This is a genomic window from Tsukamurella pseudospumae (assembly GCF_001575205.1).
Classification (GTDB): domain Bacteria; phylum Actinomycetota; class Actinomycetes; order Mycobacteriales; family Mycobacteriaceae; genus Tsukamurella; species Tsukamurella pseudospumae.
In genome coordinates, this window is sequence record NZ_LSRE01000001.1 from 140608 (window position 1) to 163671 (window position 23064).

A 23064-nucleotide genomic window follows, 5' to 3' on the forward strand; every position below is an offset into this window, starting at 1 on the left:
GAGGTGTTAATTCATTCGTCACCCGAACGACGGATCTCTGTGTTTGAGTGCGATGCATGCGCAATCGCACGCTGCTCACCGCCCTGGCCCTGACCGCGTCGGCCGCACTGGTCGCGAGTTGCGGCACGTCGGGGAACGAGGCGGCACCGTCGTCCTCCGCTGCCGCGTCGTCCGGCGCGAAGGCGAGTTTCACGGTGCCCGGCACTGACGACCTGCCGGCGGCCAAGCCCGGACAGGTGCACCTGCTGGCGTTCAACGACTTCCACGGCAACCTGCAGCCGCCGAGCGGATCGACCGGGAAGATCGGCGGCAAGGACGCCGGCGGCGCCGTCTACTTCGCGACCGCGCTGCAACGCCTCAAGAAGCAGTACCCCGACAACCTCACCGTGGCCGCGGGCGACCTGGTCAGCGCCAGCCCGTTGGTCTCGGCGTTGTTCCGCGACGAACCGACCATCAAGTTCCTCAACTCCGTCGGTCTGCAGGCGTCGTCAGTGGGCAACCACGAGTTCGATCACGGCACCATCGAGCTCGAGCGCCTGCAGAAGGGCGGCTGCGCGCCGCAGGGCTGCGAGCCCGGCGATCCGTTCACCGGCGCGGCGTACCAGTACCTCGCTGCGAACGTCACCAACACGCAGGGCCAGCTGCCGCCCGGGACCGTCCCGTGGAAGATGTTCGAGGTCGCGGGCAAGAAGATCGGCGTGATCGGCACCGTGACGCCCGAGACCGCGACCATCGTCGCGCCGGAGGGCGTGCGCGGCTACACCTTCGGCGACGAGGCCGAGGCCATCAACAAGTACGTGCCCGAGATCGAGGCTGCGGGCGCACAGGCGATCATCGCGACGATGCACGACGGCGGCGCACAGAAGGGCACCGGCGAGGCGGACCCGAACGCGTGCAAGGACGTCTCCTCCCCCGTCCCCGAGCTCGCGAAGGCGATCGACCCGGCCGTCACATCGATCGTCACGGCGCACTCGCACCAGGCCTACAACTGCACGATCGACGGCCGCACCGTCACGCAGGCGGCGTCCTACGGCCGGCTGATCACCGACATCACCCTCGACTTCAACGGTCCCGCGGCGAAGGCCACCGCGGTCAACCGCGTCGTCGGGCGTGACATCCCCGCCGACGCCGCCACCCAGCGCCTCGTCGAGTTCTACGAGAAGGAGGCCAAGCCGCGCGCGGACCGGGTGATCGGGACGATCCCCACCGATCTCAAACGCGATCCGTTCCCCGGCGGAGACTCGCCGCTCGGCGATGTCATCGCCGACGCGATGCTGTTCACCACGCGGCCGCCGAACGAGGCGGCCGGGCAGATCGCCCTGATGAATCCCGGCGGCGTCCGCGCCGACCTCAAGGGGGGCGATGTCACCTACGGCGCCGCGTACACCGTGCAGCCCTTCGGCAACCAGGTCGTGACCGTCTCCCTGAGCGGCCAGCAGATCATCGATCTCCTGGAGCAGCAGTGGCGCAACCCCGCCAAGGCGACTGTGCTGGCACCGTCGGGCATCACCTACAGCTACGACCCGAACGGCGCCCCGAACCGGAAGGTGGTGCGGGACAGCGTCAAGATCGGTGATCAGCCGATCAACACCGTTGCGAAGTACCGCGTGACCACGAACAACTTCCTCGCCGCCGGCGGCGACGGGTTCAGCGTCTTCACCCAGTCGACGGACCTCACCGTGGGCGGGATCGACCTCGACGCGCTGGAGAAGTACCTGCAGGCCACCCCGAACCTGCCGACCCCGACCAGCCGGGTCCGCAAGCAGTAGTCGCTGTCAGGGCTTCGCAGTAACATCGGCACCATGACCGCTGCACCGAATCCCGCGTTGCTCACGCTGGAGGACTGGTTCGCCTTGGGGGAGGACGAATCGCTGCGGCGTGCGGAACTGTGCCGGGGGCTACTGGAAGTGTCGCCGAGTCCGAGGGAAGAACATTCGGACGCAGTTCATGAACTGCGGAACGTCCTGAAGGCCCAATTGCCGGCTGAGTATCGCGTTGCCACCGAGATCGACGTGATCCTCGATGCCACGGCACCACCGACCGTGCGGCAACCCGACGTTCTCGTGCGTCATTCGGGATCGACGGGCACGCTCACCGCCGCCGACGTGGTCCTGGTGATCGAGATCCTTTCGCCCAGCTCACACCGCGTTGACCGCGTGACCAAGCGAGACGAGTACGCACGCGCGGGGATCCCGCATTACTGGATCGTCGACGTCGACGAACAGAGCGCTGAGGTGCTCGCGCTGGTCGACGGGAGATTCAAGGGCTCGACGGTGACCGGCCGGATCGCCGTCGACGTACCCGCAGCCCTGGACGTCGACCTCACCGCCCTCACCTACTGACGCAGGTCCAGGCCCAGCGCGGAGACCACGGCCTTCACCGCGTCGAGGGCACCGTCGAGCGACCCCGCCGTCGCCGCCGCGATCTGCAGGCCGGCGGCATCGTCGAGCCGCCAGAACCAGGCGGGCTCGCCGGGCTCCCCGGCCTGCAGGTGCAGCCTGTAGTCGTCCATACCCGGCAGGCCTACGTGTTGAAGTACTTCGCCTCGGGGTGGGTGAGGACGAAGGCGTCGGTGGACTGCTCGGGGTGCAGCTGCAGTTCCTCGGAGAGCTCGACGCCGATCCGTTCGGGCTGGAGCAGCTCGACCATCTTGCGCCGGTCCTCGAGTTCCGGGCAGGCGCCGTAGCCGAAGCTGTACCGCGCACCGAGGTACTTGAGGTCGAAGAAGTCTGTGACCGCGTTGGGATCGGTGTCGGAGACCTTCCGGCCGCCGGGCAGGATCAGCTCCTGCCGCACGCGCTGGTGCCACCGCTCCGCAAGCGCCTCCGTGAGCTGCACACCGATGCCGTGCAGCTCCAGGTAGTCCCGGTAGCTGTTCGCTGCGAACAGCTCGTTCGCCGCATCGGCGATCGGCTGCCCCATCGTGACCAGTTGGAAGGGCAGTACGTCGACCTCGCCGCGCTCGCGGGCCGTGCCGCGGTCGCGGATGAAGTCCGAGATCGCGAGGAACCGCCCGCGCTGCTGCCGCGGGAACTCGAACGAGTAGCGCACGGGCGCATCGGGATCCGGCGATTCGAGCACGTCGATGGTGTTGCCGTGGCTCACGGCCGGGAAGTAGCCGTAGACCACGGCGGCATGGTCGAGGATGTGCTCGGACTTGAGCTTGTCGAGCCAGTACCGCAGCCGGGGCCGGCCCTCGGTCTCCACCAGTTCCTCGTACGACGGGCCCTCACCCTTGCGGGCGCCGCGCAGGCCCCACTGCCCGAAGAACAGGGCGCGCTCGTCGAGCAGCGGCGCGAACTCGCTCACCGCGATGCCGCGGACGACGCGGGTGCCCCAGAACGGCGGGGTCGCGACCTCGAAGTCGAGCGGCACGTCGGAGCGATCCGGCACCACGACCGGCGCGGCTTCTGCTTTGCGCTTCTCCGCGATCCGTTTGCTCCGGGCGTGCCGCTCCTTGCGCTCGCGGACCTTCTCCGCGGCGGCGAGCGCCTCGGGGCTGTTCGGGTCCGGGCCCTCGCCGCGCTTGAGCGACATGATGTCGTCCATCAGCCGCAGCCCCTCGAAAGCGTCGCGGGCGTAGCTGACCTCGCCGTCGTAGACCTCCGCGAGGTCCGTCTCGACGTAGGCGCGCGTGAGCGCCGCGCCACCGAGCAGCACGGGGTACTTCTCCCCCAGGCCGCGGGCGTTGAGCTCCTGCAGGTTCTCCTTCATCACCACGGTGGACTTCACGAGCAGGCCGGACATGCCGATGACGTCGGCGTGCTTGTCCTCCGCGGCCTCGACGATGGCGGCGATCGGCTGCTTGATGCCGATGTTGACGACCTCGTAGCCGTTGTTGCTCAGGATGATGTCGACGAGGTTCTTGCCGATGTCGTGCACATCGCCCTTGACGGTGGCGAGCACGATCCGGCCCTTGCCCGCGTCGTCATCGGCCTTCTCCATGTGCGGCTCGAGGTACGCGACGGCCGCCTTCATCACCTCGGCGGACTGCAGCACGAAGGGCAGCTGCATCTGGCCGGAGCCGAACAGCTCGCCCACGGTCTTCATGCCGGACAGCAGGGTGTCGTTGATGATCGACAGCGCGGGCTTGGTCAGCAGCGCTTCGTCGAGGTCCGCATCGAGGCCCTCGCGCTCACCGTCGACGATGCGCCGCTCCAGACGATCGAACAGTGGGAGCTTCGCCAGTTCCTGCGCGCGGGATTCCCGCGCACCCGCGGCGGAGACGCCCTCGTACAGCGCCATCAGCTTGGTCAGCGGCAGGTAGTCCGGGTCACCCTCGGACTGCACGCCGTCGAGACCCCGCCGGTCGTAGACCAGGTCGAGGGCGGTCTCGCGCTGCACGTCCTCGATCTTGCTCATCGGCAGGATCTTCGAGGCGTGCAGGATGGCCGAGTCGAGCCCCGCCTCGGTCAGCTCGTGCAGGAACACCGAGTTCAGGACCTGCCGGGCCGCCGGATTCAGGCCGAAGCTCACGTTGGACAGGCCGACGGTGAAGTGCAGCGTCGGGTACTTCGCGTGCAGGATGCGCACGGCCTCGATGGTCTCGAGGGCGTCCCGACGGACCTCCTCCTGGCCGGTCGAGATGGGGAACACCAGCGGATCGATGATGATGTCGTCGAGCGCCAGGCCCCAGTTGTCGGTGAGATCGGCGATGAGGCGCTCGGCGATCCGCACCTTCCACTCGGCGGTGCGGGCCTGGCCCTCCTCGTCGATGGTCAGCGCCACGACGGCCGCACCGTGCGCCTTGACCAGCTCCATGATCTTGGTGAACCGCGACTCGGGACCGTCGCCGTCCTCGTAGTTCACCGAGTTCACGGCGCACCGGCCGCCGAGGTGCTCGAGGCCGGCCTTGATCACCTCGGGCTCGGTGGAGTCGATCATGATCGGCAGCGTGGACGCCGTCGCGAGGCGGGCGGCCAGCGCCGCCATGTCCAGCGCACCGTCGCGGCCCACGTAGTCCACGTTCAGGTCCAGCATGTGCGAGCCGTCGCGGATCTGGTCCTTGGCGATGTCGACGCACTTGTCGTGATCGCCCGCGAGCATCGCATCACGGAAGGCCTTGGAGCCGTTGGAGTTCGTGCGCTCGGCGATCATCAGGATCGAGCTGTCCTGCGCGAACGGCACCGTCGTGTACAGCGAGCTGATCGAACTCTCCGACTCCGGGGCCCGCCGGGCCTGCTCGGTGGTGCGCACCGCCTCGGCGACCTGCCGGATGTGCTCGGGGGTGGTGCCGCAGCAGCCGCCCACGAACGCGAGGCCGTACTCGCCGACGAAGCCCGACAGCGCCTCCGCCAGCTCCTCCGGTGTCAGCGGGTACTCCGCGCCGTTCTTGCCCAGCACCGGCAGGCCGGCGTTCGGCATGACCGACACGGGGATGCTCGAATGCCGCGACAGGTACCGCAGGTGCTCGCTCATCTCGGCCGGGCCGGTCGCGCAGTTGAGGCCGATCATGTCGATGCCCAGCGGCTCCAGCGCCGTGAGCGCGGCCCCGATCTCGGAGCCGAGCAGCATGGTGCCGGTGGTCTCCACCGTCACGTGCACGATGATCGGAATACGGCGCTCCAGCTCGGTCATCGCGATCTGGCAGCCCAGCACCGAGGCCTTGGACTGCAGGATGTCCTGGCAGGTCTCGATGAGGAAGGCGTCCGCGCCACCGTCGAGCATCCCCCGCGCGGCCTCCGCGTACGCGTCCCGGATCACCTCGAACGAGGTGTGGCCCAGCGTGGGCAGCTTGGTGCCCGGGCCGATCGAACCGAGCACGAACCGCGGCTCACCGTCGACCGCGAACTCGTCCGCGACCTTCCGGGCGATCGCGACGCCCTTGTACGACAGCTCCCGGATCCGGTCGGCGATGTCGTAGTCGCCGAGGTTGCTCAGGTTGCAGCCGAAGGTGTTCGTCTCCACCGCGTCCGCGCCGGCGGCGAAGTACGCGCGGTGGATGCCCTCGAGCACGTCCGGGCGAGTGTCGTTGAGGATCTCGTTGCAGCCCTCGAGCCCCAGGAAATCGTCCAGGGTCAGCTCGGCCGCCTGCAGCATCGTGCCCATCGCACCGTCGCCTATGAGAACACGGCGTTCCGCCGCCTCCAGGAACGTCGACTGCAGCGGCTGCTGATGCGTACGGGTCATAGTCCCAGGGTAGTGGGTGCGGGCAAATCGAATCTTCAGGGCCTGCGCGTACGCTGACCCGGTGATCTATCCACCGAACCTCGACCGCCCGGTGCTCATCGCGGCGTTCGAGGGCTGGAACGACGCGGGCGACGCCGCGTCGGGCGCCGTCGAGCATCTCGAGTTGACCTGGGACGCGACGCTGCTGACCGAGGTCGATTCCGACGACTTCTACGACTTCCAGGTCAATCGGCCGACCATCAAGCAGGTCGACGGGGTGACCCGGGCCGTGGACTGGCCGTCGACGACGCTGTCGGTGTGCCGTCCGCCGAAGGCCGACCGCGACGTGGTCCTCCTCCGCGGCATCGAGCCGAACTTCCGCTGGCGCGCGTTCTGCGAGCAGCTGCTGACGATCTTCGCGGACCTGCACATCGACAGCGTGGTGATCCTCGGCTCCCTCCTCGCGGACACGCCGCACACCCGTCCGGTGCCGGTCACGGGGACGGGCTACGACGCGGACTCCGCGAAGCGCTTCGGGCTCGAGCAGAACCGGTACGAGGGCCCCACCGGGATCACCGGGGTCCTCCAGGACGCGTGCGTGCGGTCCGGGTACCCGGCGATCTCGCTGTGGGCGGCGGTGCCGCACTACGTCTCGCAGCCTCCGAACCCGAAGGCCACCGTCGCGCTGCTGCAGCGCGTCGAGCAGGTCCTGGATCTCGCGGTGCCGCTGAGCGACCTGCCCGAACGGGCCGAGGCCTGGGAGTCCTCCGTGACGGAGATGACCGAGGACGACGAGGACGTGGCCGCGTACGTCCGCGGGCTCGAGGAGCGGGGTGACGCCGAAGCCCAGGACGTCGAGCAGCACATCGACGCCGATGCGCTCGCCGAGGAGTTCGAGAAGTACCTGCGGCGCCGCGATCCTGGTACGGGCCCGTGATCGGCGCCGCGGATCCGTCCCGGCGCTAGCCGATCCGTTCGATCGACACGACCGGCGTGGTGATGCGCCAGGTCCGCACGTCCGGGTCGTCTGCGGCGCGCACCCAGAACTGGGCCGACTCCCCCACCCGGCAGCTCTTGATGCCGAGCAGCGGGATGTCCTCCGAGTCGCGCCGGAGCGCGCTGATGCTCCACTGCTCGTCCTCGGAGTCGCCGCCGATCCCGGGGGCGCGCATCAGGGTCTTCTCTGCCAGATCCACCACGTAGGTCGACGTGCGGGTCTGCACGGTCCATACGCCCTCGGTCAGATCCGGGGCCAGCTCGCTGACGGTCCTCACAGGCGAAATATAGCGTGTCGGGGCGTCAGGCCGTGGCAGGTACGCCGAGCAGCGCGTCGACGGCGGCCCCCACGGCGGCCGGAGCGCCCGCGTCCGGACCGCCCGTGGAGAGGGCCTTCTCGGCCCACGCGTCGATGGCGGTGAGCGCGTGCGGGGTGTCGAGGTCGTCCGCCAGGTACCGGCGGACCCGGGCGATCAGCTCGGCACCGTCGGGGCCCGACGGTGCCGCGAAGGCCCGGCGCCACAGGTCCAAGCGCGCCAGCGCGCGCTCGAGCACCGCGTCGGACCACGGCCTGTCCTGGCGGTAGTGCCCCTCGAACAGACCGAGCCGAATCGCGGCGGGGTCGACGCCCGCGCGCCGCAGCTTCGAGACGAAGACGAGGTTCCCGCGGCTCTTGGACATCTTCTCGCCGTCCAGGCCGATCATCGCGGCGTGCACGTAGTGGCGGGCGAAGCGACGCTCGCCCGTGGCGGCCTCGACGTGCGCGGCCGAGTACTCGTGGTGCGGGAAGATCAGGTCGCTGCCGCCGCCCTGGATGTCGAAGCTCGCGCCGAGGCGGTTCGCCGCGATCGCGGCGCACTCGATGTGCCAGCCGGGCCGGCCGGGCCCCTGCGGCGAGGGCCACGAGGGCTCGCCCGGCCGCTCCGCGCGCCACAGGATCGGGTCGATGCTGTCGTGCTTGCCCGGACGGTCGGGATCGCCGCCGCGTTCGGCGAAGAACTTCTCCATCGTGGCGCGGTCGTAGCCGGACTCGTAGCCGAACTGCTCGGTGGCACCGGAGCGGTAGTAGACGTCCGGGAACTCGGGATCGTCCACGATGTACGCGGACCCGTTGTCCAGGAGCTTCCCGACGTAGTCGACGACCTCGCCGACCGACTCCACCGCGCCGATGTAGTCGCGCGGCGGGATGACCCGGAGGGCCTCCATGTCCTCCCGGAACAGGTCGATCTCGCGGGCGCCCAGGTCGCGCCAGTCGATGCCGTCACGATCCGCCCGCTCGAACAGCGGATCGTCCACATCGGTGATGTTCTGCACGTAGTGCACGTCGTGGCCGTTGTCCCGCAGCAGCCGGTTGACCAGGTCGAACGCCAGGTACGTGGCGGCGTGACCCAGGTGGGTTGCGTCGTAGGGCGTGATGCCGCACACGTACATCCCCGCCACCGCGCCGGGGTTGACCGGGCGCACCGCCGCGTCGGAGGTGTCGTAGAGACGCAGCGGGACCGACGGTCCGGGCACGCTGGGAACGGTGGGGGTCGGCCAGGAACGCATGCCTCCACCCTATGCGTCGGTGCGTCGACGTGGATTTCGGGCCGGAACCTGTGATCGGTAGGCCGAGTCGCCGCGCGATGCTAGCGGTGCACCCGGTCGGTGGACCCGGTCGGAGCGGAGCGTCACCGCGCTGGAGCAGCACGAACGCTGTGCCACAGGAACTCTCAGCAAACTCTTGCCTCGCAGCGCTGGTCTTCGACGAGACCGCGGGTCATGCTTGCCGGAACGTGAACAACCCTTTACCCGCGGAGGTGAACACGATGTCCCCCAGCCGTTTTGAGCGAGGACCCGAATCGGTGTCCACCGTCCGTGCCCGGCGGTCCTGAGACCCTCCGCTCTCCTCGTTCCGCCTTCTTCCCGATCATGCCTTCAGCAGCGAGGGCGTGCTATCCCCTATCCGCACCAGGAGGTGTTCGCCATGCGTGGAGACTGCCCGATCCGATTCACCGATGACAACGGCGAGACCCTGTGCGACGTCGCCGACGTCCTCTTCCCCGCGGAGCTGCGCTGGTACCAGCTGCTACTGGCCGGCGGGATCGTGCTCGCCGTGATCTGGCGACGGCTCGCGGACGTCCGGCCCGTCGACGGTCCGCCCCTGACGACTCCCGAGCTGGCGCGTCTGCGCGACGTGCGCGCGCCCGTGGTCGCAGCCCTCGGCATGCTGCGCGCCGGCGGGCACGTGACCGCGGACGGCCGACCGGACCCGGCGCGACCGCTGGGCCCGCACGCCGACCCGTTCACCCGGGCCGTCCTCACTCGGTTGGTGGCCGACCCCACCCGCACCGCGAACGAGCTGACGGTGGACACCGACGAGGAGCGTGCGGCTCTGGAGAGCTCGCTCGCCGCGCGCGGGCTGTGGCGGACCGGGGAGGTCCGGTGGCGCATGCGGGTCGGCGCCGCGCCCGTCACCGCCGTGGTGGCCGCAGGGGTGTTCCTCGTGTACCGGGCGGTCGCCTCCGGCGACATCGAGGACGCCATGCTGGTCCCCGGTATCGTCGTCCCCGCCATGCTCCTCGGGATGTTCGTCCTGCCGCACCTGTGGACCGTCTCCCCTGAGACGCGTGCGGGGAATCGGCTCGTCGCCGACGAGCGGAAGCGGTTCGACTACCTGGCGCCGTCGCGCCGGCCGTCGTTCGCGACCTACGGTGCGGCCGCCGTCGGGCTCTCCGTGGCGCTCTTCGGCACCGCCGCGGTCTGGCAGCTCGACGATGCCTTCGCGGGGTCGGTCGAGCTGGCCGGGAGCGCTGAGGCCTCCGGCGACGGTGGCGGATCGTGCGGAGGCGCGTCCTGCGGCGGGGAAGGCGGCGGAGGAGGCTGCGGCGGGTGCGGGGGTTGTGGCGGCTGCGGCGGGTGCGGAGGATGAGCACCGTGACACGCACCGTTCCCGCCCTCGGCGACCTCGGACTGGGGTGGCGCCGCGAGATCGCCGGCGTCATCGCGGACCTGCGGCCCGGTTTCTGCGAGGTGATCGCCGAATCGGTGCCGATCCGGCGCACGCGCGCCGTCCCCGATCCGCTCCTGACCGACCTGCGCGACCGCGGCGTCCCGCTGGTGCCGCACGGCGTGGCCCTCTCGCTCGGCGGGGTCGACGAACTGGAGCCCGACCGGGTGCACCGGCTGACCGCCTGCGCGGAGGCCTTCGGCGCTCCCCTCGTCAGCGAGCACATCGCCTTCGTCCGCGCGGGTGGCATCGAGGCGGGTCATCTACTGCCGGTGCCCCGCACCCGCGAAGCGCTGGACGTGCTGGTGCGCAACATCACCCGCATGCAGGACGCGCTGCCGGTGCCGCTGGCGGTCGAGAACATCGCGGCGTTCCTGCGCTGGCCCGAGGACGAGTACTCCGAGGGACAGTTCCTCGCGGAGTTGCTGGAGCGGACCGGCGCCCTCCTTGTCCTGGACGTCGCGAACGTCTACGCCAACGCCCGCAACCGCGGGCTGGACCCGCTCGGCGAGCTGGCGCGGCTCCCCGTCGACCGCATCGCGTACAGCCACGTCGCGGGCGGATCCGAGGGCGGCGGCCGGTACCACGACACGCACACCGACCCGGTGAATCGCGGTGTGCTGGAACTGGTCACGGCGCTGCGGGAGCGCGCCGAGGTCCCGTTCATGCTCGAGCGGGACGGACGGTACCCGCCGGCCGCGGAGCTGTTCGACGAGCTCGATGCCATCGCCGGCGCGGCGGGGTGCGCGCCGATCACCGACGATGCGAGGAAGGTGTGGTCATGAGCCTGCGGGAGCGTCAGGAGGCCCTGGTCCGGGCCCTGGTCGACGGTGGGCCCGTGCCCGACGGGTTCGATCCCGACGAGGTCGCGGCGGCGGGCGCGGTGTGCCGGCACAAACGCGACGCCCATGCCGGACACGCGGAGACGGCGCACCGTCGGCGCTGGTGGCGCAGGCCCCGCCGCTGACCCGGACCGGTCAGAACGGGGGCCAGGGAATCGGCCGGCTGGGCGTCGGCAGGGGCATGGCGCCCAGATCGATCAGCTCGGCCGCGCGCTCGACGAGGGCCGCCTGCTCCTCGTCGGTGATGAGGCCCGCGAGGTCGGGAGGCGCGGCGCGGAAGGCCTCGAGGTCGGCGAGCAGCTCGTCGGGCACGAGGCGCCCGGCCCAGCCCCACAGGACCGTGCGCAGCTTGGGAGCGCTGTGCAGGCAGATGCCGTGGTCGACGCCCTGCACCCGGCCGTCCGGCCCGAGGAGGACGTGGCCGCCCTTGCGGTCGGCGTTGTTGATGATGACGTCCAGGACCGCGAGCCGGCGCAGGCGCGGATCGTCGGCGTGGGCCAGCGCCACCTCCGCGATACCGTCCGGGGCGTCCTCGTCCTCCACGTAGCCAGTGAACACCTTCAGGTAGCCCTCGGGCACGCCGTCCAGTGGGAACAGGTCGACGAGGTCCGGGCCGTCCTCCGCGTCGGGCTCGTCGACCCAGCGCTGCACCATCCCCGTGCCGAGCGGCCCGTCGCGCAGGACGGTCTCGGGGATGAGACCCCAGCCCAGAGCCTCGGACACGCGGTAGGAGGCGACCTCGCGGCCGGCCAGCGTGCCGTCGGGGAAGTCCCACAGCGGCACCTCGCCGCGGACCGGCTTGTACACGGCGCGCTCACCCGTGTCGCCGAGCTCGCACAACAGGGTGGCGTTGGACGCGCTGGTGATGCGGCCCAGGATCTTCAGGTCGGCGGTCTCGAGGTCCACCGTGAGATCCACCTACTGGTCCTCGTCATCGGTGCCGCTGCCGAACGCCGCGCCGCGCCGGTAGCCGTTGAGGCGCACGCACATGTGGCCGTCGGCGTCCAACGGCTCGCCGCACAGCGGGCACGCCGGACGGCCCGCCCCGAGCACCTTCTCCGAACGGTTCGCGAACTCCCGCGCGGCCTTCGGGGTGAGGAACACCCGGACCGCGTCCGGGCCCTCCTCGGCGTCGTCCGCGAGCACCACGGACTCGTCGAGTTCCTGCTCCGTGATCGCGAGCAGCTCGATCACGACCGCCCGCTCCTCGGAGTCCCAGCCCAGCCCCATGGTGCCCACCCGGAACTCGGGATCGACGGGCATCACGAGCGGCTGCAGGTCGGAGACGGGCGTGCCCGCAGGCGGCATCTCCATGCCGAAACGGCGCGAGACCTCGTCCAGCAGCGCGGCGATGCGCTCGGCGAGGACCTCGACCTGCTGCTTCTCGAGCAGTACCGAGACGATCCGCGAGTCGTGTACCGCCTGTAGGTAGAACGCGCGGTCGCCGGGCTGCCCGACGGTGCCCGCGACGAACCGGTCGGGCGTCCGGAAAACGTGGACGGAGCGACTCATGCCTCGCCTCCCACGGTTGCCTCCTCAGCTGGACGTTTCGGCAGCGCGACGCTACCGGACGAGTTCACGCACTGCACCAGCGGGCGGTTCGGACCGTAGGTGACGATCGACACCGAGGCCGGTGCGACGAAGATGCGCTGGAACTGGTCGAGGTGCGTGCCCAGCGCGTCGGCGATGACCGCCTTGATGACGTCTCCGTGGCTGCACGCCACCCACACGGCGCCCGGTCCGTACTGCTCGGTGTACCGGCGGTCCGCCTCGCGCACCGCCGCGACCGCGCGCGCCTGGACGTCGGCGAGTCCCTCCCCGTCGGGGAAGACGGCGGCCGAGGGCTGCTCCTGGACGGTCTTCCACAGGGGCTCCTGCAGCAGGTCCTTGATGGCGCGCCCCGTCCAGGCGCCGTAATCGACCTCGACGAGCCGCCCGTCCACCTCCGGCGTGACGCCGTGCGCGGCGGCGAGCGGCGCGAGGGTCTGCTCGCAGCGCAGGAGCGGCGAGCGAACGGCGGCCACGATGTCGACATCGGCGAGGCGGCCGACGAGATCGGCGGCCTGCGAGCGGCCCGTCTCGTCCAGCGCCACGCCCTCGCCGCGCCCCGCGAGCACACCGGAGGTGTTCGCGGTCGAGCGGCCGTGGCGGAGCAGGATCACGGTCATGCTCCCGAGTCTATGCGCGGCCGCCACGTACGCTATTTGAAAGTGTTCCGCGCACCGTCGTGCATACCGTGCGATGCGCATCGTCGAAGGAGGATCGATGACACTTCCCCCGTCCCCGTCGGGCCCGCACGGCCCCTGGTCACCGTCGCGCACGCCCGTCGAACGTCCCCTGCAGGCACCCATCCCGCCGCTCCGGCCCGGGGAGGCGCCCCGGCTGTACGGGCCGCCCGTCGCTCCGCCGTCCGGCACCGACTTCATGTTCGGCGGATTCTGGCCCGAGAAGGACCTCACGCCGCGGCCCGCGCTGCTGGGCGCGGCGGCGGCGATCGGCGTCGTGGCGGCGGTGATCCTGCCGTACCACTACGCGGTGTCGCTGGCGGGACTCATCGTGGTGGCCGCCCTGCTCCTGGTACCGCTGGGGATCTCGCGGCACCGGGCGTCGCCCTACACCTGGCTGGTCGCCGCGCTCGGCACGGCGCTGGTCTCGCTCATGGTGCTGCGCGCGGCGGGCTGGCTGACCGCGCTGATGCTGCTCGTGCTCGTGCCGCTGGCGTTCTCCGCGCTCTCCGCGGGGAGGACGGTCCTCGACCTGCTCACGGCCGCGGTGACGTGGCCGCTGTCGCTCCTGCGCGCGACGCCGTGGGCGCGGCGCACCGCCGGGACCGTGCGGTCCCTGCCCGTCGGGTGGCCGGTGGTGCGGACCGCCGCGCTGTGCGTGGTGGCGCTGCTGGTGTTCGGAGCACTGTTCGCCACCGGCGACGCCGTGTTCGGGTCCTGGGTCCAGGCCCTGATACCCACGTTCGACGGTGGCTCCGTCGTCCTCCGAGTGCTGGTCGCGGCGGCGATCGGCGCGCTGGCGCTGGGCACGCTGTACACGGCGATCAACCCGCCGCGCCCCGTGCACGCGCCCGGGATCCCCGCCGGACCGTCGCGGACCGTCCGGCGGTTCGAATGGCTCGCCCCGCTGGGCGTGGTGATCGCGATGTTCGCCGGCTTCGTCGCAGCCCAAGCCACCACGATGTGGGCCGGGCACGATTACGTGCAGCGCACCGCGGGCGTCACCTACGCCGAGTCGGTGCACAAGGGCTTCGGCCAACTCACCGTCGCGACGCTCCTGGCGCTCCTCACCGTCGCGTTCGTCTGGTGGGCCGCGCCGCGGGAGTCGAAGTCCGACCTGGCCGCTCTGGCGGGCGCCCTGGGGTCGTTGTGCGCGCTCGCCCTCGTCGTCGTCGTGTCGGCGCTGTACCGGATGCACGTCTACCAGCAGGCCTACGGCTTCACGACGCTGCGGCTCGTCGTCGACGCGTTCGAGCTGTGGATGGGGCTGCTCCTGCTGCTCACGATCGCGTGCGTGGCCCTGCGTCGCGTCGGACAACTGCCGCGGGCGGCGCTGGCGTCGGCCGCGTTCGTGGTGATCGGGCTCGGCTGGATGAACCCCGAGGCCTGGATCGCCGAGCACAACGTCCAACGGTTCGAGGACACCGGCAAGGTCGACACCGCGTACCTCGCCACCCTCGGCCCCGACGCCCGTGCGGCGATCGCGCGGCTCCCGCTCGATGTCGCGCAGTGCTCGGTGCAGCAGGGTCCACGGGACGCGTCGTGGATCGAGTGGAACCTCGGGCGCGACCGCGCCCGCGACGTCCACCTGGACAGCAGGCTCTACCAGCAGGAGTGCAACCCGAACCGGGACGGGCAGACCCGCTGACCCGACCGGGCGGGGACGCGGTCAGTGCGTGCGGGCGAACTCGGTGATCGCGGTTCCCGCCTGCGGGGAGAAGGGCAGGTCCGCCCCGTAGTTCGACGGTGCGCGGCTCGGGTCCTGCTTGAGTACGTGCGAGACGCCGGTGAGGTGGACGTACGTGAGGTCGGCCGCGGTCAGGCCCGTGGCCAGGTGGTCGACGTCGGCGCAGCTGACCTGGATGTCCGCGTCGCTGCAGGTCAGCAGTACCGGATAACGGGCGGGCAGGGTGCGCGCGAGCTCCGGCGGGTCAATGCGGTCCAGCTGCTGCAGGAACTGCGCGGTGCTCGCGTTGAACGTGGACTTCAAGGAGGCCGGGAGGTCGGCGGGCACCGTCCCGCCGGCGCGGACCTGCGCGATCGTCGTGGCCAGGGCGGCGAGCAGCGCGTCACCGTCGGCCTGCGGGACCTGGCCCGCCTTCTCGGCCGTGGTCACCTGGTCGGTGATCTGCCGGGAGAGCAGGTCGAGGTAGCGGACGCTGAGCGGCTCCAGCATCCCCAGCGCCTTCACGGACGGTCCCGTCGTCGACGTGGCGAGCTGGAGCGCGAACAGCGCGCCCTCGCTGTGGCCGTACGCGGACAGGCGGTCCCGGTCGACGGACGGCCGGGACGCGAGGAAGGCGAGGGCGTCGCGCGCCTCGGTGGAGAAGACCTCGGCGTCGATCGCCGCCGGATCCGCGGCGTACTTCCCGATCCCCGTCGCCCCGGAGCCCAGCTTGTCGTACCGCAGACTGGCCGTACCGGCGGCGGAGAGCTTGTCCGCCACCGACTTCAGGGTGTTCACGGCGCCCGGGAGCAGCCGGGAGTTGCCGTCCCGGTCGGTCGGGCCGCTGCCGGCGATGAGGAGCGCCGCAGGCACGGGAGCCCCGGACGCCGGGCGGTGGAGCGTGCCGTGGATCGTCACGCCGCCGCTGTCGAACGTGACCTCGTCGTCGACCCACGCCTGCGCCGCCGACGAGCTGCTCGGCGACGTCGCCGGAGCGCCGGTCGGCGAGCACCCCGCGACGAGGGTCAGGACCGTCGCCGCCGCGATCGCCGCGCATCTACGACCGAACATCGTTACCTCCCCCAACGGACCTGTGATCGTCACCAGCGTAGAACGCGCGGGGGCCGAGCGCGCCGCCTACGCGGTCACTGCGGCCCGGGCGAGGGCTGCCGCCGCGGCCACGGCACCGTCGGACGCGGGCAGCAGCGGCAGGCGTACGGCGGGCGTCGCGATGCGGCCCTGCGCGGCGAGGACGCCCTTGATCACGGTCGGGTTCGGCTCGGCGAACAGCGCGGTCGCGAGGCCGGCGAGCGCGCCGCCGAGGACCCGGGCCTCCTCGATCCGGTGCTCGCGCCACGCGGCGACCAGTGCGGCGAACTCCCCCGCCGCGACATTCGCGCCGGCCGAGATCGCGCCGTGCCCGCCCAGCGCGAGGATCGCGCCGACGAACGGGTCATCGCCCGCCAGCACCGACACGCCGGCGGGCAGCCCCGCTCCGGTCTCGGCGAGGAGGCGCACCGTCGTGTCCGTGACGCCGCCGACGGCGTGCTTGAATCCGGCCACCCCGTCGAGCTCGGCGAGCCTCAGCAGCGTCTCCAGCGAGAGCGATCGACCCGTGCGCTGCGGGATGTCGTAGACGATCACGGGCACGGGGCTCTCCCCCGCGATCCGCCGGTAGTGCTCGACGACGCCCGGCTCGGACGGCCGCGTGTAGTAGGGCACGACGACCAGCGCGAGGTCGGCGCGTGGGTGGACGCCGTGGAGGGCTTCGACGGTGCCCTCCGTGGCGTTGGTCCCCACGCCGACGGTGAAGACGGCGCGGTGCTCGGCGCAGACCCCGCCGATCAGGTCGACGACGGCCGTCCGCTCGAGGTCGGTGAGCGTCGCGGGCTCGCCGGTCGTGCCGAGGGCGACGAGGCCGTCGGCCCCGTCGGCGAGGGTGTCGTGCGCGAGGCGCTCGAGCGAAACGAGGTCGACGGTGCCGTCCGCCGCGAACGGCGTGACAAGGGGGACGTGGAGGCCGGTGAGCTGCATGGCTATCAGGTTCCGGCATGCCGAGCGGAAGGTCCAGCGCGATTCCGCGATGTCGAGCGTAAGGTGAACTGATGCTCGATGTCCATCGTCTGCGCCTGCTCCGCGAGCTCGCCGAGCGCGGCACCATCGCCGCGGTGGCGCAGGCGCTCGACTACACGCCGTCGGCGGTATCTCAGCAGCTCGCGACCCTGGAGCGCGAGGCCGGGCGGCCGCTGCTGGAGCGCACCGGGCGCAGCGTGCGGCTCACCGAGGCGGGTCGGGTGCTCGTCGGGCACGCCGACGCGATCCTCGAGCGCCTCGAGCGGGCCCGGGCCGACCTCGACGCCCTGAGCACGGAGGTCACCGGGGAACTGCGGATCGGCGCCTTCGGCTCGGCGATGCGCACCGTCGTGACGCCCGCACTCCTGCGCCTGTCCCGCGACCATCCCCTGCTGCGCGTGCGCGTGACGGAGATCGACCCGGCGACCGCTCCCGAGGAACTGCGGTCCCGGCGACTCGACGTCGCGCTCCTGCAGCGCTACGACTGCCTGCCCGCGCGCACCGACCCTTCGCTCGACACCGAGCCGCTGTTCGACGAGGCCGTCCACCTGGCCGTCCACCGCGACCGTCCGCGGACGCTGGCCGACTGCGCCGAGGAGCGTTGGATCTCCGGCACGGTCGGCACGATGTGCGACGAGGCCACCGTCCGGACCTGTGAGAACGCCGGGTTCACGCCGCGGGTGCGGCACCGCACGGACGACTTCCCGGCCGTCCTCGCGCTCGTCGCCGCCGGCCAGGGCGTGGCCGTGATCCCCGACCTCGCTGCCGTCGACGTCCCCGCGGACGTGCTGCTCGAGCCGCTCGAGGTGGTCCGGCACACCGCGCTCGCCTACCGGCGCGGCGCGGCGCGCGACCCGCTCATCGGGGCCGCGCGACGGGCGCTCAGGTCGCGCTGATCACGCCGCCCCACAGCAGGCCGAGCACGAGCACGCCCACGAGGATCCGGTAGCCGACGAACCAGTTCAGCGAGTGCTTGGCGACGAAGTTGAGCAGCCAGGCGATCGCGGCGTAGCCGATGACGAAGGCGATCACCGTCGCGACCAGCAACTGCGGGCCCGAGGCGTGCAGCCCCTCCCCGGCGGGCTCGAAGGCGTCCTTCAGGCTGAACAGGCCGGACGCGGTGACCGCCGGGATCGCGAGCAGGAACGACAGCCGCACGGCCGCCTCGCGCTTGAGCCCGAGGAACAGGCCCGCGCTCGACGTCGCGCCGGAGCGGGAGACGCCGGGGATCAGCGCCAGGCACTGAGCGAGGCCCATGAGGATGCCGTCGCGGGCGGTGACCTGCTCCAGCGGCCGCTGCCGGTTCGCGAAGTACTTCGAGCTCACCCACTCCGCCGCGAAGATGACCACCGAGAACACGATGAGCATGGTCGCCACCAGGTACAGGTTGCGCGCCGCGGTCCGGATCTCGTCCTTGAGCAGATAGCCCAACACGCCGATCGGGATCGTGCCGATGATCACGTACCAGCCGATCCGGTAGTCGACGCCGCGCGCCGCTTTGTCGAACAGGCCGCGGAACCACGCCACGACGATCCGATAGATGTCCCGGGCGAAGTAGATCAGCACCGCCAGCTCCGTGCCGAGCTGCGTGACCGCGGTGAACGACGCGCCCGCGTCGTCGCCGAACCAGATCCCCGACACGATCCGCAAATGCCCCGAGGACGAGACGGGGAGGAACTCCGTCAGCCCCTGCACCACACCGAGCACGATCGCCTGCAACCACGTCATGTCCACCGGGGCAGGCTACCGGGCGGACCGGTGATCGGCCGGGCGCGGTAGCTTCGAGGGATCATGACCCGCACATTCGCGTCCCGAATCGCCGCCCTCACCGTCGTCGCCGCGGTCGCCCTGGCCGGGTGCTCGACGACCCCCTCGCGGGAGAGTCGCCCCACGATCGTCCCGGCGCAGGCGGCCGTCGCGCCGGAGCCGACGGTGCCGCCCGCCGGCACGGTGACCCCGTCCGGCGCCGGTGAGGGACTGGCCTTCGACGCGAAGAGCCGGCGGCTCGCGACGCTGGTCGGCAACGACGTGGTGCTGTACACCGTCGACGGCGGGCTCAAGGAGGTCGCACGGATCGACGCCGGAGCAAGGACCCACCAGGTCGTACCGAGCTGGGGAGAGCAACCCTACGGCGACTTCCTCGTGGCCACGGACAACGGCGTCATGACGATCACCGGCGACAAGGGGTATACGCAACGCATCGAAGGCGGCGCGCTCACGGTCTCCCTCTACGGCGGCAAGTCCGGGGACGCCGAGAGCGTCTGGGGGCTCGCGGGGACCGCGAAGGGCGACATCGTCGTCCTGCGCGTATCGGACCAGCCCCGCCGGATCTCCGGCCCGGTCGAGGCGAGCCGAGTCCTCGCCGACGGCTCCGACGTGGTGGTCGTCGACCGACTGCAGTCCTCCATCACCACCGTCGACGTGGCGGGCGGGAAGATCGGCAAGGGACTGCGGGTGGGCCGCGGCGTCACCAACGCGACGATCACGCCGGACGGCCGGGTCTTCGCCGTGGACACGGGGAAGAACCAGATCATCGGGTACACGGCCGCGCCGCTGATGGAGCGCTTCCTGTACCCGGAGACGGGCTCTCCGTGGGCCGTCGACTACGACGCGACCGACAAGCTGATGTGGATCACCCGCACCGCGACGAACCAGGTGGTCGGGTACGCGCTCGGCACCGGCATCCCCGAGCAGCGCAAGCTGTTCCCGACGGTGCGCCAGCCCAACGCGATCGCCGTCGACGCGAAGACGGGGACCTTGTACGTGCAGTCGGCCACCGGCGGCGGCATCCAGGCGATCCCGACGCGATAGGGAACGGACATTGACCACCGGCACCCGGAGCGCCCCCGACGAGGACGAGTACGATTTCCTGCCGTTGCGATTGCCGCGGGAGGTCTCGCGGGTGACCGCGGCGATGCGGCTCGCCATCGAGGCGGAGTTCGGCGGGTGGGAGCTGTCCCGCGTCCGGCTGTACACCGACGGATCTCGGCGGGTGCTGCTGCGCCGCAAACGCACGAAAACGTCCGGCATGCTGCCGCCGGACGCCACGAAGGGGTTGTGAACGCCATGTCCGCGATGTACCGCGCTCTGCTGAGGGTGATGTTCCTGATCTCGCCGGAGCGCATCCACCACCTGGTGTTCGGCCTCATCCGCGGGACCACCGCCGTTCCGCCCGTCCGGGCCGCGATCCGACGGTGCCTCGCGCTCCGCGATCCGATCCTCGAGCAGACGGTGTTCGGGGTCCGCTTCCCCGCGCCCGTCGGCCTCGCCGCGGGTTTCGACAAGAACGCGCGCGCCGTCAACGGTTGGGGCGCCCTCGGTTTCGGCTTCGCGGAGATCGGCACCGTCACCGCGCACCCGCAGCCCGGCAACCCCACGCCGCGCCTGTTCCGGCTGCCCGCCGACCACGCGCTGATCAACCGGATGGGCTTCAACAACTACGGCTCGGGCGCCGCCGCGAACGAGCTGCGCAAGCGCGACGCGGGGCCGGCCGCGGTGCCGATCGGCGCGAACATCGGCAAGACGAAGGTCACGCCGCTCGAGGGGGCCGCCGACGACTACCGGATCAGCGCCATGCTCCTCGGCCCGCTCGCCGACTTCATCGTGGTCAACGTCTCCTCGCCGAACACCCCCGGCCTGCGCGACCTGCAGGCCACCGAGTCGCTGCGACCCGTGCTGCAGGCCGTCCTCGACACCGTCACGGTGCCCGTCCTGGTGAAGATCGCCCCCGACCTCGCCGACGAGGACGTGGACGCGGTCGCCGACCTGGCGGTCGAGCTGGGCCTGGCCGGGATCGTGGCGACCAACACGACCATCAGCCGCGACGGCCTGGACACGCCGGCCGGCGAGGTCGAAGCCATCGGCGCGGGCGGGCTGTCGGGCCGCCCCGTCAAGGCGCGCTCGCTCGAGGTGCTGCGGCGGCTCTCCGCCCGCGTGGATGATCGGCTGGTGCTGATCTCCGTGGGCGGCGTCGAGGACGCGGACGACGTCTACGCGCGCATCCGCGCCGGTGCCTCGCTGGTGCAGGCCTACACCCAGTTCATCTACGGCGGCCCGCTCTGGACCCGGTCCGTGCACAAGCAGCTCGCCGCGCGGCTGCGCGCCGACGGCTTCGCGTCGATCTCCGACGCCGTCGGCGTCGATCGCTGACCCGGTCCGCCGAGCACTTCCACGACCACGCGACAGGCCGCGCCCGGGACTCCCGGGCGCGGCCTGTCGTCGTCGGGCTACTGCTGCGCGTAGGTCGCGCTGATCGAGCCGCGCGCGATGGCGGCGCCGAACAGGTTGAAGCCCAGGTACGCCGGCGTCGCGGTGGCCGGCAGGTCCAGCTTCTCCACGCTCAGGGCGTGCACCACGAAGATGTACCGGTGCGGGCCGTGGCCGGCGGGCGGGGCGGCGCCCACGTACTGCGGCAGGCTCGCATCGTTGTTCAGCGTGAGCGCGCCCTCGGGAAGGGAGCCCGGCGCACCGTCGCCCGCGCCGGCGGCGAGGGACGTGACGGACGCGGGGATGTTCGCGACGGCCCAGTGCCAGAACCCGGAGGCCGTGGGCGCGTCCGGGTCGTAACAGGTCACGGCGTAGGACTTGGTGCCCTCGGGCGCGCCGCTCCAGGACAGCTGCGGCGAGACGTCCTGCCCGCCCGCGCCCATGATCCCGCTGCGCTGCGCAACGGGCAGCTCGGCACCGTCGGTGATGGTCTCGGAGGTGACGGTGAGCTTCGGCAGGGCGGGCAGGCCGGCGTACGGGTCGAACGCAGCGGTCATGGTGGGCATCCTCTCGTCGGGTTTCGCGCGGTACGGTTCCAGGCTACGAGTTCATCAGGAAATGCTCGAACACCTTGGTGCCGAACAACAGCGACTCGACGGGCACGCGCTCGTCGACGCCGTGGAACAGGGCCGCGAAGTCGAGCTCCTCGGGCAGCTGCAGCGGCGCGAAGCCGAAGCACCGGATACCCAGCTTCGCGAAGGCCTTGGCGTCGGTCCCGCCCGACAGCATGTACGGGACCGTCTTGCCCTCGGCGTCGAAGGCGAGGATCGCGTCGTTCATGGCGTCGACGAGGTCACCGTCGAACTGGGTCTCGTACGAATCGAGCTTGGTGATCCACTCCCGCTCGATGTCCGGGCCGAGGAGCTCGTCGAGCTCCCGCTCGAACGCGGCCTGGCGGCCGGGCAGCACGCGGCAGTCGATGACGGCCTCGGCGGTCTGCGGGATGACGTTCGCCTTGTACCCGGCGCGGAGCATGGTCGGGTTCGCGGTGTCGCGCAGCGTCGCCCCGACGATGCGGGCCAGGCCGCCGATCTTGGCGAGCTGCCCCTCGAGGTCCGGACCGTCGAGGTCGATGTCGATGGTGGACTCGCGATCGAGGGCGCGCAGGAAGGCGATCACCGTGTCGGTGAGGACCAGCGGGAACTTGTGGCGGCCGAGCTTCGCCACGGCCTCCGAGAGCAGCGTCACCGCATTGTCCTCGTGCACGAACGAGCCGTGCCCGGCCCGCGCCTTCGCGGTCAGGCGCATCCAGCACATGCTCTTCTCGGCGGTCTCGACGAGGTACAGGCGCTTCTTGTCGCCCGACGGGGTGTCGACCGTCAGCGAGAAGCCGCCGACCTCGCCCACCGCCTCGGTGACCCCCGCGAACAGGTCCGGACGGTGCTCGACCAGCCAGTGCGAGCCCCAGGTGCCGCCGGCCTCCTCGTCGGCGAGGAAGGCGAAGGTGATGTCGCGCGGCGGGACCGTGCCCGTGGACTTCAGCTGCCGGGCCAGCGCGAGCATGATGCCGCACATGTCCTTCATGTCGACCGCGCCGCGGCCCCAGACGTAGCCGTCCTCGACGGCGCCGGAGAACGGGTGCACGCTCCAGTCGGCGGGCTCGGCGGGCACCACGTCCAGATGGCCGTGCACGAGCAGCGTGCCGCGCTTGGGGTTGGCGCCCTTGATGGTGGCGAAGACGTTGCCGCGGCCGGGCTGTCCGGACTCGACGTACTCCGTCTCGTAGCCGACGTCCTCCAGGCGCGCCTGGACCCACTTGGCGCACGCCTCCTCACCGCGGGTGGTCTCGAGCTCACCCGTGTTGGACGTGTCGAAACGGATCAGGGAGCTCACGGTCTCGACGACCTCGTCGAGCGCGTTCACGTCAGTCGTAGCCACGCCCTGTATTTAACACGTCCA

The 23064-nt window shown here is 71.2% G+C and carries 23 protein-coding genes; 11 read left to right on the plus strand and 12 right to left on the minus strand.

The window, feature by feature from the left end; translation table 11 throughout:
* Window positions 1-56 precede the first annotated feature (56 nt).
* Complete coding sequence (locus tag AXK61_RS00680) at window positions 57-1769, plus strand: bifunctional metallophosphatase/5'-nucleotidase (protein WP_068569571.1); 1713 nt, start codon at window positions 57-59, stop codon at window positions 1767-1769.
* Window positions 1770-1802: 33 nt separating this feature from the next.
* Window positions 1803-2342: a Uma2 family endonuclease gene (locus AXK61_RS00685; RefSeq protein WP_068743277.1), complete on the plus strand. Its 540-nt coding sequence runs from the start codon at window positions 1803-1805 to the stop codon at window positions 2340-2342.
* Here AXK61_RS00685 and AXK61_RS24680 read toward each other — a convergent pair.
* Both AXK61_RS24680 and metH read right to left on the minus strand, forming a co-directional pair.
* Window positions 2336-2512, minus strand: a complete 177-nt coding sequence (locus AXK61_RS24680) for a hypothetical protein (RefSeq protein ID WP_156485512.1) — start codon at window positions 2510-2512, stop codon at window positions 2336-2338. The genes AXK61_RS00685 and AXK61_RS24680 overlap by 7 nt on opposite strands.
* An 11-nt stretch (window positions 2513-2523) precedes the next feature.
* On the minus strand, window positions 2524-6129 hold the full coding sequence (metH, locus tag AXK61_RS00690) for a methionine synthase (protein ID WP_068743279.1): 3606 nt from the start codon (window positions 6127-6129) through the stop codon (window positions 2524-2526).
* Between the two features lie 61 nt (window positions 6130-6190).
* On the opposite strand from metH, the gene AXK61_RS00695 reads away from it, so the two are divergent.
* Window positions 6191-7045 (plus strand): PAC2 family protein, encoded by an 855-nt coding sequence (locus tag AXK61_RS00695; RefSeq protein WP_231855342.1) that lies wholly within the window; start codon window positions 6191-6193, stop codon window positions 7043-7045.
* 25 nt (window positions 7046-7070) lie between these two features.
* Here AXK61_RS00695 and AXK61_RS00700 read toward each other — a convergent pair whose 3' ends face one another.
* Entirely contained in the window at window positions 7071-7382 is a 312-nt protein-coding gene (locus AXK61_RS00700) for a hypothetical protein (RefSeq protein ID WP_068569564.1), read from the minus strand.
* Between the two features lie 25 nt (window positions 7383-7407).
* Complete coding sequence (gene mshC / locus AXK61_RS00705) at window positions 7408-8652, minus strand: cysteine--1-D-myo-inosityl 2-amino-2-deoxy-alpha-D-glucopyranoside ligase (RefSeq protein WP_068569563.1); 1245 nt, start codon at window positions 8650-8652, stop codon at window positions 7408-7410.
* A 418-nt stretch (window positions 8653-9070) separates the two neighbouring features.
* On the opposite strand from mshC, the gene AXK61_RS00710 reads away from it, so the two are divergent.
* From AXK61_RS00710 to AXK61_RS00720, 3 genes are read left to right on the plus strand one after another with little or no spacing between them, the layout of a single operon-like run.
* Window positions 9071-10015 (plus strand): TIGR04222 domain-containing membrane protein, encoded by a 945-nt coding sequence (locus AXK61_RS00710; protein ID WP_139057721.1) that lies wholly within the window; start codon window positions 9071-9073, stop codon window positions 10013-10015.
* The gene (locus AXK61_RS00715) at window positions 10012-10878 is read left to right on the plus strand and encodes an MbnB/TglH/ChrH family RiPP precursor modification enzyme (protein ID WP_068569561.1); all 867 of its coding nucleotides are present in this window, start codon (window positions 10012-10014) and stop codon (window positions 10876-10878) included. Before AXK61_RS00710 ends, AXK61_RS00715 begins: the two co-directional genes overlap by 4 nt.
* Window positions 10875-11060 carry a hypothetical protein gene (locus tag AXK61_RS00720; protein WP_068569943.1) on the plus strand — a complete coding sequence of 62 codons (186 nt, stop codon included), beginning with the start codon at window positions 10875-10877 and terminating at the stop codon, window positions 11058-11060. Before AXK61_RS00715 ends, AXK61_RS00720 begins: the two co-directional genes overlap by 4 nt.
* A gap of 10 nt (window positions 11061-11070) precedes the next feature.
* On the opposite strand, the gene AXK61_RS00725 is transcribed toward AXK61_RS00720, so the two are convergent.
* From AXK61_RS00725 to AXK61_RS00735, 3 genes are read right to left on the minus strand one after another with little or no spacing between them, the layout of a single operon-like run.
* Window positions 11071-11853 (minus strand): SCO1664 family protein, encoded by a 783-nt coding sequence (locus AXK61_RS00725; protein ID WP_231855350.1) that lies wholly within the window; start codon window positions 11851-11853, stop codon window positions 11071-11073.
* Window positions 11854-12447, minus strand: a complete 594-nt coding sequence (locus AXK61_RS00730) for a DUF3090 domain-containing protein (RefSeq protein WP_068743281.1) — start codon at window positions 12445-12447, stop codon at window positions 11854-11856.
* Window positions 12444-13103, minus strand: coding sequence for an MSMEG_4193 family putative phosphomutase (locus AXK61_RS00735; protein WP_068569559.1), 660 nt, complete (start codon window positions 13101-13103; stop codon window positions 12444-12446). Before AXK61_RS00735 ends, AXK61_RS00730 begins: the two co-directional genes overlap by 4 nt.
* A gap of 97 nt (window positions 13104-13200) precedes the next feature.
* Here AXK61_RS00735 and AXK61_RS00740 point away from each other — a divergent pair, with 97 nt between their 5' ends.
* Window positions 13201-14808 carry a DUF4153 domain-containing protein gene (locus tag AXK61_RS00740; protein WP_175399918.1) on the plus strand — a complete coding sequence of 536 codons (1608 nt, stop codon included), beginning with the start codon at window positions 13201-13203 and terminating at the stop codon, window positions 14806-14808.
* 21 nt (window positions 14809-14829) lie between these two features.
* Here AXK61_RS00740 and AXK61_RS00745 read toward each other — a convergent pair whose 3' ends face one another.
* Both AXK61_RS00745 and dapA read right to left on the minus strand, forming a co-directional pair.
* Window positions 14830-15897, minus strand: a complete 1068-nt coding sequence (locus tag AXK61_RS00745) for an alpha/beta hydrolase (protein WP_231855352.1) — start codon at window positions 15895-15897, stop codon at window positions 14830-14832.
* Between the two features lie 66 nt (window positions 15898-15963).
* Window positions 15964-16860 carry a 4-hydroxy-tetrahydrodipicolinate synthase gene (dapA, locus tag AXK61_RS00750; RefSeq protein WP_068569557.1) on the minus strand — a complete coding sequence of 299 codons (897 nt, stop codon included), beginning with the start codon at window positions 16858-16860 and terminating at the stop codon, window positions 15964-15966.
* A gap of 71 nt (window positions 16861-16931) precedes the next feature.
* On the opposite strand from dapA, the gene AXK61_RS00755 reads away from it, so the two are divergent.
* On the plus strand, window positions 16932-17795 hold the full coding sequence (locus AXK61_RS00755) for a LysR family transcriptional regulator (RefSeq protein WP_068569556.1): 864 nt from the start codon (window positions 16932-16934) through the stop codon (window positions 17793-17795).
* Here the strand turns inward: AXK61_RS00755 and AXK61_RS00760 are convergent.
* Complete coding sequence (locus AXK61_RS00760; RefSeq protein ID WP_068569555.1) at window positions 17782-18627, minus strand: undecaprenyl-diphosphate phosphatase; 846 nt, start codon at window positions 18625-18627, stop codon at window positions 17782-17784. The two genes, AXK61_RS00755 and AXK61_RS00760, sit on opposite strands and share 14 nt — an antisense overlap.
* A 63-nt stretch (window positions 18628-18690) precedes the next feature.
* On the opposite strand from AXK61_RS00760, the gene AXK61_RS00765 reads away from it, so the two are divergent.
* The 3 genes from AXK61_RS00765 to AXK61_RS00775 are packed head-to-tail and all read left to right on the plus strand — an operon-like array spanning window position 18691 to window position 21048.
* Window positions 18691-19710 (plus strand): YncE family protein, encoded by a 1020-nt coding sequence (locus AXK61_RS00765; protein ID WP_068569554.1) that lies wholly within the window; start codon window positions 18691-18693, stop codon window positions 19708-19710.
* A gap of 10 nt (window positions 19711-19720) precedes the next feature.
* Window positions 19721-19960 carry a DUF5703 family protein gene (locus tag AXK61_RS00770; protein WP_068569553.1) on the plus strand — a complete coding sequence of 80 codons (240 nt, stop codon included), beginning with the start codon at window positions 19721-19723 and terminating at the stop codon, window positions 19958-19960.
* Window positions 19961-19974: 14 nt separating this feature from the next.
* Window positions 19975-21048, plus strand: a complete 1074-nt coding sequence (locus AXK61_RS00775) for a quinone-dependent dihydroorotate dehydrogenase (RefSeq protein ID WP_068569940.1) — start codon at window positions 19975-19977, stop codon at window positions 21046-21048.
* Window positions 21049-21125: 77 nt separating this feature from the next.
* On the opposite strand, the gene AXK61_RS00780 is transcribed toward AXK61_RS00775, so the two are convergent.
* Entirely contained in the window at window positions 21126-21662 is a 537-nt protein-coding gene (locus tag AXK61_RS00780; protein ID WP_068569939.1) for a YbhB/YbcL family Raf kinase inhibitor-like protein, read from the minus strand.
* A 43-nt stretch (window positions 21663-21705) separates the two neighbouring features.
* On the minus strand, window positions 21706-23043 hold the full coding sequence (locus tag AXK61_RS00785) for a M20/M25/M40 family metallo-hydrolase (protein ID WP_197466713.1): 1338 nt from the start codon (window positions 23041-23043) through the stop codon (window positions 21706-21708).
* Window positions 23044-23064 lie beyond the last annotated feature (21 nt).

Excerpts from the sequence above, each read along its gene's own strand:
- AXK61_RS00680 (WP_068569571.1), top strand. The coding sequence starts at position 57 with ATGCGCAATCGCACGCTGCTCACCGCCCTGGCCCTGACCGCGTCGGCC.
- AXK61_RS00685 (WP_068743277.1), top strand. The coding sequence starts at position 1,803 with ATGACCGCTGCACCGAATCCCGCGTTGCTCACGCTGGAGGACTGGTTC.
- AXK61_RS24680 (WP_156485512.1), bottom strand. The coding sequence starts at position 2,512 with ATGGACGACTACAGGCTGCACCTGCAGGCCGGGGAGCCCGGCGAGCCC.
- metH (WP_068743279.1), bottom strand. The coding sequence starts at position 6,129 with ATGACCCGTACGCATCAGCAGCCGCTGCAGTCGACGTTCCTGGAGGCG.
- mshC (WP_068569563.1), bottom strand. The coding sequence starts at position 8,652 with ATGCGTTCCTGGCCGACCCCCACCGTTCCCAGCGTGCCCGGACCGTCG.
- AXK61_RS00710 (WP_139057721.1), top strand. The coding sequence starts at position 9,071 with ATGCGTGGAGACTGCCCGATCCGATTCACCGATGACAACGGCGAGACC.
- AXK61_RS00715 (WP_068569561.1), top strand. The coding sequence starts at position 10,012 with ATGAGCACCGTGACACGCACCGTTCCCGCCCTCGGCGACCTCGGACTG.
- AXK61_RS00720 (WP_068569943.1), top strand. The coding sequence starts at position 10,875 with ATGAGCCTGCGGGAGCGTCAGGAGGCCCTGGTCCGGGCCCTGGTCGAC.
- AXK61_RS00730 (WP_068743281.1), bottom strand. The coding sequence starts at position 12,447 with ATGAGTCGCTCCGTCCACGTTTTCCGGACGCCCGACCGGTTCGTCGCG.
- AXK61_RS00735 (WP_068569559.1), bottom strand. The coding sequence starts at position 13,103 with ATGACCGTGATCCTGCTCCGCCACGGCCGCTCGACCGCGAACACCTCC.
- AXK61_RS00740 (WP_175399918.1), top strand. The coding sequence starts at position 13,201 with ATGACACTTCCCCCGTCCCCGTCGGGCCCGCACGGCCCCTGGTCACCG.
- AXK61_RS00745 (WP_231855352.1), bottom strand. The coding sequence starts at position 15,897 with ATGTTCGGTCGTAGATGCGCGGCGATCGCGGCGGCGACGGTCCTGACC.
- dapA (WP_068569557.1), bottom strand. The coding sequence starts at position 16,860 with ATGCAGCTCACCGGCCTCCACGTCCCCCTTGTCACGCCGTTCGCGGCG.
- AXK61_RS00755 (WP_068569556.1), top strand. The coding sequence starts at position 16,932 with ATGCTCGATGTCCATCGTCTGCGCCTGCTCCGCGAGCTCGCCGAGCGC.
- AXK61_RS00760 (WP_068569555.1), bottom strand. The coding sequence starts at position 18,627 with ATGACGTGGTTGCAGGCGATCGTGCTCGGTGTGGTGCAGGGGCTGACG.
- AXK61_RS00765 (WP_068569554.1), top strand. The coding sequence starts at position 18,691 with ATGACCCGCACATTCGCGTCCCGAATCGCCGCCCTCACCGTCGTCGCC.
- AXK61_RS00775 (WP_068569940.1), top strand. The coding sequence starts at position 19,975 with ATGTACCGCGCTCTGCTGAGGGTGATGTTCCTGATCTCGCCGGAGCGC.
- AXK61_RS00780 (WP_068569939.1), bottom strand. The coding sequence starts at position 21,662 with ATGACCGCTGCGTTCGACCCGTACGCCGGCCTGCCCGCCCTGCCGAAG.